The following is a 9176-nucleotide window of genomic DNA, read 5'->3' as shown; positions in this document are numbered from 1 at the left end:
CTTTTAGGGTAGTCCCATTTTCTGTTAGCTTCCAACTACTCACAGCATCTTTATTTTGTAATGTAAACAAGATCTGACCATTTGCTACTTTGGATTCCAAGAATGGTAGTTCTGTAATGATAGGCTCATAGGTAGCGACTCCATACCCAAACGTTTCATCTCGTCCTACTGCACCTAAATCCGTGGCTGTCACTTGCAACATTTGACGCAATTTTACATTTGATGCATTTGGGAATCGTTCTTTATAAAGTGCCAACACTCCGGTCACATGTGGAGCAGCCATAGAAGTACCTGATTGAGAAAAATATCCGTTCTGTTGGCCATCCGTTGTATCCAAATTTCTCGGATATGTACTAACTATAGATGAACCTGGTGCTGCAATTTCAACTTCTGGTCCACTTGAAGATTCAAGCAATTTCTCGTTTGTTGCAGTTATAGCAGAAACACCGATGACGCTGTCATATTTTGCGGGATATTGAACACTATCTTTTTGCAAAGACTCTCCTTCGTTCCCAGCAGCGGCAACTAGCACCATCCCACTTTGATACGCTTTATCCAATACCATGCGAAGAGCGGGGTCATCCCCGTTAGTTGTAACACTTATATTTAAAATATCTATATCATTCTTAATGGCCCACTCTACACCAGCGACTAAACTGGCAGTAGAACCGCCTCCATTACGATTTAACGATTTAATTGCAAATAATTCAACATTTGGCGCTATACCTTGAATACCTGCATTATTCTTCAGCGCAGCTATCGTTCCCGCAACATGTGTTCCATGACCGTTGTCATCATCGTAAGACACAGATTGTGGGCATCTTACTTCTAAACTGCAAAAGCCTCCACGAACAAACAAATCGGAATGCTCCGTGTCAATTCCTGTATCCAGAATACCTACCTTAACGCCTTTTCCTGTATAGGGTGTAACTTGTGTAGGCGTAACTTTAAGTTGTTTAAAGGATACTGGGACTGAATCCGCTGAAATTTGATAATCAAAATCTGGCAGGATTTGAACATTTGATGAATCCATCTTAAGTTCATTCAGTTGTGAAGATGTTACTTCAAGTTCAACTACCGGGATAGTGTCGAATTCACGCAGTATCTTGTAATTATCGAGTAAATCTTTCTGGCTATCGTTTACTTTTACTAGAATGTGATGCGTTGTTTCCGCAACTACTTCATGATTGGGTAAACTACCAAAAAGTAAAAGCGCAGACAAAGCAATACTCCCAATGTATTTCACGCTATCGCCCCCTATCTCTTTTTCTCATTATACTTTTAATTGACTCATATGAAAAACGCTGACCTAAATTTTCTTTAGATCAGCGTTTTTGGTTTAATGAAGTTTAGGAGAAGGTTTGCCGTTTACCGTGTTATATAATGGCAACACATCTTTTCGCCCTTCATAGTGGTAGAAATAGTCAAGAGTTGCCATGAAGATAGCTTTTGCCATTTGGTCACGACGTGTAGATGATGCGATATACGCATTATCAGTCTTGTTATCGATAAATCCGATTTCTGCTAAAGCTGCAGGCATTGTATTCTCACGTAATACATAGTAGTTCCCAGGTCTAGCACCACGGTCTGCCAAATCCCATGCTTCTAGCATACGATTTTGAATATATGTGGCAAGAGCTTTGGAATCATTTACATATGGATTAGTTGCAGCTGTTCGATAATAATAAGTTTCTGTTCCATTCGCTGAACCATTCAGTGCATTTGCATGCATACTGATGAAAATATCACCATTGTTTTGCGAAGCAAATTTAGTACGTGCGCCCAACTCAAGAAAAACATCTGTGGATCTTGTCAATTTTGCCTGAATTGGTGTTTTATCGAAATATGTCTTAATTAATTTGGAAATGCTCAATACGACATCTTTTTCTTTATAACCAAACCCCTGAGCGCCTGGATCGTGTGCACCGTGACCTGGATCGATGATGACAACTAAATCGCTAGGTACAGTAGTAGGTGGCGGTGTTACGACAGGAGGCGTTGGATTATTCGGATCTGGCAAATCTATTTGGATATATGAACTATGTACAAATCCTTCTTTTCCATTTACACGTATGAAAGACCAATCTCCAATTGTATATCCATATTCAACGACTTGTCCCTTGTTTACTTTTACCAAAGAAGGGTATTGTGTATTAGGACCAGTGCGGACGTTTAAACTATCTACATTTACATACATAGGACGGTTAAACGTTTGTTCATCAGACGTACGGAATTGACTATGAATTCCACGAGCTAAGAATACAGAGAAGTCTGCTCGAATAATCGTCTCAGATGCACCAAATGAACCGTCAGCATAACCTTGTGCAATTCCTTTTTCCATCAGACGAGAAGAAGCAATTGATACAGAGTTTGCTCCATACCCAAATGAGCGACTAATTAAAAGAGCCATTTCACCACGTGTCAAAGTTTTGTTAGGCTGGAATTGGCCATTAGGATAACCTGAAATAATCCCCTTATTTACCATTTGTTGAATATATCCAGATGCAAAATAGTTTGAAGAGACATCTGAAAAGGATGTTGCCTTTTTCTCTCCATTCAAACCAAGTGCACGCCCTAGCATAGCAGCAGCTTGTCCACGCGTTACTTGTTGGTTCGGTGAGAAGGATGTCGAAGAAATTCCGTTCGCAATTCCTCCTTCTACTAAATAATAGATTTCCTCTTGGGCTCTATGGGTAGTTCCAACATCACTAAATGATGTGTTAGCCGAAGCTTGTGTTACAGGAAACCCTAATCCAATGAATACTGCAGCAAAGAAAGCATACAACCATAATTTTTTCAAATCGCAAAATTCTCCTTTTTCTATGTTGTAACGGAATCGTAACATAAAATTTGCCAAATTTCTATGTTTCTATTGGTCTATATTTTAACAATAATCGACTTTTTCACTCTATTTTGCTGTATTTTAATTGGAGAATATAAATTACAAAAGACCTCACTCTGTGAGGTCTTTTGTAATTTAGTTAATGAATTTGACAGATTGTAAGAAGTTATAAAGAATTTTTGCCATTTGGCCACGTTCAGTATCTTGTGAAGGACCAAACGTTCCATTGCTGTAACCGTTGATGTATCCAGCTTGATAAACTTTTTGAACGTGTGGTCGTGCAGTGTTACCGATGTAACGGTAATCTGTAAAATTCGTAATCTTTTTAGTCGTGTCTACTTTAACGCCATCAGTGCCGATAAAATCAAGTGCACGGCTAATCATGATTGCTGCTTCATCACGAGAAATTTCATCATATGGACGGAATTTACCTTTCGCATCACCCTTAACAATTCCAGCTTCAACTACTGCTGCAATTTCACCATTAAGATTGAAAGCTTGTTTTGAAGAGACATCAGTAAATTTAACATTTGAAGATTTCGAAATTAATCCAAGACCGCGAGATAAAATTGCAGCAAACTCACCACGTGTAATTTCACGGTTTGGAGAGAATGTTGTTGCAGTCGTCCCTTTAACTACCATACGAGAAGCTAATTTCTCAACATATTCTTCTGACCAATTTTTACCGTTATTTACATCATTAAATGTCTTGAAGTTCTCAATTAGTGTGTAAACAGAGTTACTGTTACGGTATAGATTAGCTTCTTTATCTTCTACAAATGTCGGAACTGCTACGACTGAACCGTCAGCATTGACTACCACACCAACTGTTGTTAATGGATTTAGGGTTGTAGAAGTACTAATTGAACGTTGAACAGGTTTACTGAAATTTTTCAATTCGATTGTTTTATTATCCGGTGCTACTAAAGAAAGTTTGAAATCAATTGCATCAGATAGTGTTTTAAATCCAGCTTTACCTGCTAGTGGGTTTGCGACTTCATCAACTGTTACTACTAATTTTAATTCAGCAGAAGCAACACCTAGCGACGCAGCAGCTGCCAAAAGGTCAATCTGAGAAACAGGAACTTCATATGTAGCGTCTCCAGAAACGATAACAACTACCGCTTCACCGTTTTTGTTTTTGAGAGCACTTAATATTGTTGCAGGAATACTTACAACTTCAACACCAGCATCTAATTTAACAACTAACTCTTCAACAGTTGCCGCTTTCGTAATTGCATCGATTACAGATTGTGGATTTGACTCAATTGTTGATCCATCCGTTGATACCTCATCTTTATTTACCTCAACTGGAGGTGGTGTTGGTCCTGGAGTACCACCGCCTGGATTTCCTGTGTCGACACCGAATTTTCCGTCATAAATAGTCGCAACTTTTGCAAAAGCAGGTTTAGCGTCATTAATTATTCCAACACTCAAGATATCTTGGAGCTCATCAAAAACTCTAGTTAATACGAACTTATCTGTAATTGCTTTTTTTACATCTGGATAACTTGTTGGGGAAATTAGTGCATTCACAAATTCGTTAAATAAAGTTGTCCCTTTTGTATTGTTCGCATAGTTAGTAAAAACTTTAGTTTCAGTTTCTACTAAGAATGAAGTAAAAGTAGCTTTTGTAAATGTAGTAGAACCTACTTGTACATCAAATGCTTTTTGTAATTCAGCATCACTCACCTTTGAGTAGAAACTATTAATAGAAGCTTTTAAGTTAGTTGTTGTACTTGCGGCAAATAAAGGAAGAAGATACGTAAGAACTTTCTGCTCTTCAGCAGTTAAAGTACTTTTATTAAGCATTCTTTCTGCAACATCTACCCAGTCACTTTTGGCAGCTAAGTAATTTTGGGCTGCATGTAATTTAGATAAGTCATCTTTAGTCAAACTTGGATCCGCATAAACTACATCTAATTGATTAAGGAACGTTTCCACGTTACTAGGTAGAGAATCCTGCTCTGCTGCACTAGTCTTCTCAGCATTTATACCTACTGCTATCACGGGTGTGAATGCAACCGCTCCTGCGATTATTGCTTTTATAGTCTTATTATCACTAGAAAATTTAGTCATTAAATCACCTCTTGGTTATATTTGCTTATTACGTAGTGTTTATTATAGTCCATAGATTTTCCAACCACAACCGAATTTACCAAATATATTGAAATTGGATTGTCTTTTCAATAAATCTACTTGGTTCATGTCGAATTATGGTAATCTTATAGTAGAATTTATTTAGGAGGCGTCTGCGCGTGAAAAAGCATTGGAAGAAAATATTAGCTGCTTTCGTAGCTTTATTTTTAATCGTTGGTGGATATTTAATTTACATTTTTCAAATTAAGGAATATGATATAGCCGATTCAGAAGTCACAGAAATTACTAAAGAAACATATAAAATTGACTTACCAGATGGCACTTCTATTGAATTAGATGAAGATGGCAACATTGTTGAATCGGAGGTTAACAATAATATTCCGGTCGTGTCTACTGACAATGGATCTTCAGGTACAAATTCTAGTAACGGAACAACAAATGACGACTCTTCTACTGGTACAAAAACGAGTACAACTGGTAATTCATCAAACGGTAGATCCAGCACAGGCAACACCCCTGATAGTGGTGTAACAGTTGCTTCTATTAAACAGAAATATGAACCCGTAATGTCGAGTCTGCAATCTCAGGCAAATAGCCGTATTAATGCATTAGTTGGTCGTGCATATTCAGAATATCAAGGAAAAAAAGCAAATGGTGAATCAATTAACTACGCTTACTTCTACAACAAATACACTTCAGCTGCTTCTGAATTGGAAGGCCGAACAGACAAAGTATTTTACTCAGCAATTTCAGTTATTGAAAAGGAACTTGTAGCAAACGGTTATGGAAAGTCCCACGCTCAAAGTTTAATAAATGACTATGAAGCTGAAAAAGAAGCTCGTCGTAATGCACTTTTAGATAAGGCAATGAATAGATAATAAGTCTTCCTGACCGAAATACCGGTCAGGATTTTTTAATAGAAAAATTAGCTATTAAACATTACTATTATTGAGTTGTTTATTATAAACTCTTATTTAAAATACAATGACAATTCTCACTCATTACAACCTTTCAAAAAACAATACCCCCGACATCAAAAGATGCCGGGGGTATTTTACAATTTATTAATTTACTTAATTATTTAGCTGCAGGAGCAGGAGTAGCAACGTCAACGATGCGACCTTCTACTTTTGGATCAACTTTATCCAACGTCTTGATGTAATCGATGAAGCTTGTGTAATCAACGATACCTGGTTCAGACACACGACCTTCATTGTAAGCCGTTTTGAACATTTCGTAACCGTCTCCACCTTTAGCTGTGAATGTGTTAGTTGCTACGAAGTAGTTTTTCGCATCTTCAAGAGCCACATATTCAGTTCCAACTTTAACTTGAACTTTTGTTACACGTTTGCCCGCTTCTTTTGAACTATCATACTCAAATTTCATGCCAGATACGTGTAAGAATGCACCGTTTTCTTTTGGTGCTTGAGACACTGAATGTTCCAAAGCAGCTTTGATTTCAGAGCCTTTAAGGTCTATGATTGCCAATGCATTACCAAAAGGCATAACTTTCAATACTTCACCAACTGTAATGTCACCCGCATCGATTGAACTACGGATACCCCCACCGTTTTGAAGAGCGATTACCGTATCTTTATTGATACCTTTTGCTTTTGCAAGCATACCGTCAGTCATCAAGTTTCCAAGGTTTGTTTCATTGAAGCGAACACTTGACTTGCCTTCTGTATCACCAGCACGTTGTCCATCTAACATCGCTACTGCTGTTGTACCTGTAGATTGAGTTTTAATAGCTTCAACTTCTGCTTTATACGGAGCCAATAATTTCACAGCGCCTTCATCAGCAGCAAAGTTTTCAGCCTTCATTTCTAAATATTCTCCAGCAAAGACTGAAACTTCGCCTTTTTTATTGAAAGTAACATCAAGAGTTCCTAATAATTTACCATATTCATTTGCCGTTACGATAACTGTTGGAGCGTCGAACGCTTTAGATACTACCGGAGCAGAAATTTTCGAATGTGTATGGCCACCAACAATAATATCGATACCTTCAACTTGTTTCGCTAATTCCAAGTCATTATCAAATTTCAAGGAATCATCTAAACCAAGATGAGTAAGTGCGACAATTTTATCTACGCCTTGTTCTTGAAGTGCTTTTACAGACGCTTTTGCCGATTCAATGTAGTTTTTGAATTCAACTTTCCCTGTTGAAGAAATTGTTGGTGTTTCTTCAGTTGTTAAGCCAAACACACCTACTTTTTCACCATTAACATCTAAAACCACACCATTATAGATTTGTCCATCTTTGTATGATGAAGCGTAAGTTTTTGATTGAAGTCCGTCAAACAATGGGTCTTTCGAGAAATCCACGTTAGCAGATACCAATGGGAATTTTGCATTTTTGATGAATTCCGTTAAAGACTTGTGGCCATCTTTTGAAGATCCCAAATCGAATTCATGATTACCAAAAGTCATGGCATCATAACCAAGGTAGTTCATCATCTCAACGTCTGCAGCGCCTTCAAATGCGTTGAAGTAAAGATCTCCAGAGAATACGTCACCAGCATCTAGTAAAATATTGTTTTCATTTTCTGCACGTACTTCTTTAATTGCAGTAGCACGGAATGGAGCTGTTTCTAGGTATGCATGTGTATCATTTGTATGCATAACAGTTAAGTCGTAGAAACCAAAATGTTCTTTTGCACGATCAAGGAACAATGCAAGTTCACCACGTCTCACTGCGTACCATGAACCATATTTTGTTTCTGTTTGTCCATTTGTGATTCCAGCTTTAACAAGAGCATCAACATATTTTGCAAATCTAGGATTTACATCTGTAAATTTAGTCTTTGTAACGCTCTCATCGATTGGTAGCTTAGCAGCATTTGCTAATATCTTAGAAGTTTCATCACGAGTCAAATCGTCATAAGAGCCAAACGATTTATTCGTCTTACCGTTTACAATCTTCGCTTCTACCAATGCATCAACTGCCCATTTTGCACGAGCTGGTACATCAGTGAATCCAGAGCTCTTATACTTTCCGTCTTCAGAAAAACCTAATGCACGTGCAACTTGAACCGCTGCATCTACTCGGTCAATGTTTTTGCTAACACCGAATTGTGTATCAGTTAGCCCTTTAGATATACCGCTTCCCACCAAAAAGTTAACCGCATCACTATATTTCTCACCTACATCAGTGAATTTCATTTCGTCAGCTGATGCAACTGGAGCAAAAGCCATGGCTACGGCCGCAGCAGTAACAGTAGTAGCTAAGAATTTCTTATTAGACAATTTCGACATGTACAAATTTCCTCCTTCGAATATGTAGGTTATTAGGTAAAAACTCTTACCCTATTAATTTTACCAATATTCCCATTAATAATATAGTTTATTTACAAAATCTTCATTTTTTTGCAAGCGTTTTCTTATCATGTAAAAAAGAAGCCCATTTTAAATGGACTTCTTTTTTTTAGACCTATACTTTTCAATGAAATAAATAGAGATTAATGCCAAACCCGCACCAAATGAATCCAACAAAACATCATGTATGGTTGGTGTCCGCCCGCCTGTCAGTGATTGATGAAATTCATCAGCAATCGCCAGTACTACTGTAAGGATAAATGCCATCCTTAAGCGACCTACCATGATATACGCGGCAATAGCAAGAGCACCAAACGTAACAACATGTGCTCCTTTTCTGATTAGAAATTCAATAAATGCATGGTACCCACGTTCTTCCACAGAAACGATTGTCCCCCAATAAGGAATTTGCAAAAGAGATAAACCACCTTTAAAAGGTTCGTTTGGGAGCCATCTCATGAGGTCAGGAATCAACGACTGTTCTTCATACGTTTGTGCAGAAGAATAAAATAGTGTTGCTAGGATGAAGATAAATAGAATGTACTTTTTCATATTTTCAAGTTTAGCACACTTCCTAGATTTATTCGTGCTGAAGGGTGATTGTGGATCAGGAGTTGGAAATCTGCATTTCGTGCATGGTTATCTAGATTTCGATTAGCGTTATCTAGAATTCGTGGTGTGTTTTCTGGAATTGGTATCAAAGTAAATTGGTATCTACATTTGGTGCCTAGATATCTGTATTTCGTGATGACTTATCTAGATTTCGATTAGCGTTATCTAGAATTCGTGGTGTGTTTTCTGGAATTGGTGTCAAAGTAAATTGTTATCTACATTTGGGGCGCAGATATCTGTATTTCGTGATGACTTATCTAGATTTCGATTAGCGTTATCTAGAATTCGTGGTGTGTTTTCTGGA

6 protein-coding genes are annotated in these 9176 nt (G+C 37.6%); 1 reads left to right on the top strand and 5 read right to left on the bottom strand.

Annotated features, from left to right (window positions below):
- The 3 genes from AC1DSL_RS14200 to AC1DSL_RS14190 form a co-directional block, all read right to left on the bottom strand.
- The coding region (locus AC1DSL_RS14200; protein ID WP_477532658.1) for a S8 family peptidase at positions 1-1246 on the bottom strand (1246 nt) is incomplete at its 3' end.
- Positions 1247-1339: 93 nt separating this feature from the next.
- Entirely contained in the window at positions 1340-2800 is a 1461-nt protein-coding gene (locus AC1DSL_RS14195) for an N-acetylmuramoyl-L-alanine amidase (protein ID WP_477532657.1), read from the bottom strand.
- Positions 2801-2977: 177 nt separating this feature from the next.
- On the bottom strand, positions 2978-4921 hold the full coding sequence (locus AC1DSL_RS14190) for an S-layer homology domain-containing protein (RefSeq protein ID WP_477532656.1): 1944 nt from the start codon (positions 4919-4921) through the stop codon (positions 2978-2980).
- Between the two features lie 179 nt (positions 4922-5100).
- Here AC1DSL_RS14190 and AC1DSL_RS14185 point away from each other — a divergent pair, with 179 nt between their 5' ends.
- A complete protein-coding gene (locus tag AC1DSL_RS14185) occupies positions 5101-5820 on the top strand; it encodes a hypothetical protein (RefSeq protein WP_477532655.1) in 720 nt (239 codons plus the stop codon).
- 199 nt (positions 5821-6019) lie between these two features.
- On the opposite strand, the gene AC1DSL_RS14180 is transcribed toward AC1DSL_RS14185, so the two are convergent.
- Positions 6020-8200: a 5'-nucleotidase C-terminal domain-containing protein gene (locus AC1DSL_RS14180; RefSeq protein ID WP_477532654.1), complete on the bottom strand. Its 2181-nt coding sequence runs from the start codon at positions 8198-8200 to the stop codon at positions 6020-6022.
- A gap of 150 nt (positions 8201-8350) precedes the next feature.
- The gene (locus tag AC1DSL_RS14175) at positions 8351-8812 is read right to left on the bottom strand and encodes a VanZ family protein (protein ID WP_477532653.1); all 462 of its coding nucleotides are present in this window, start codon (positions 8810-8812) and stop codon (positions 8351-8353) included.
- Positions 8813-9176: the final 364 nt, after the last annotated feature.

The sequence above is a fragment of the Paenisporosarcina sp. P4_D4 genome (assembly GCF_056401835.1).
This window is presented reverse-complemented; position numbering and strand designations above follow the sequence as displayed.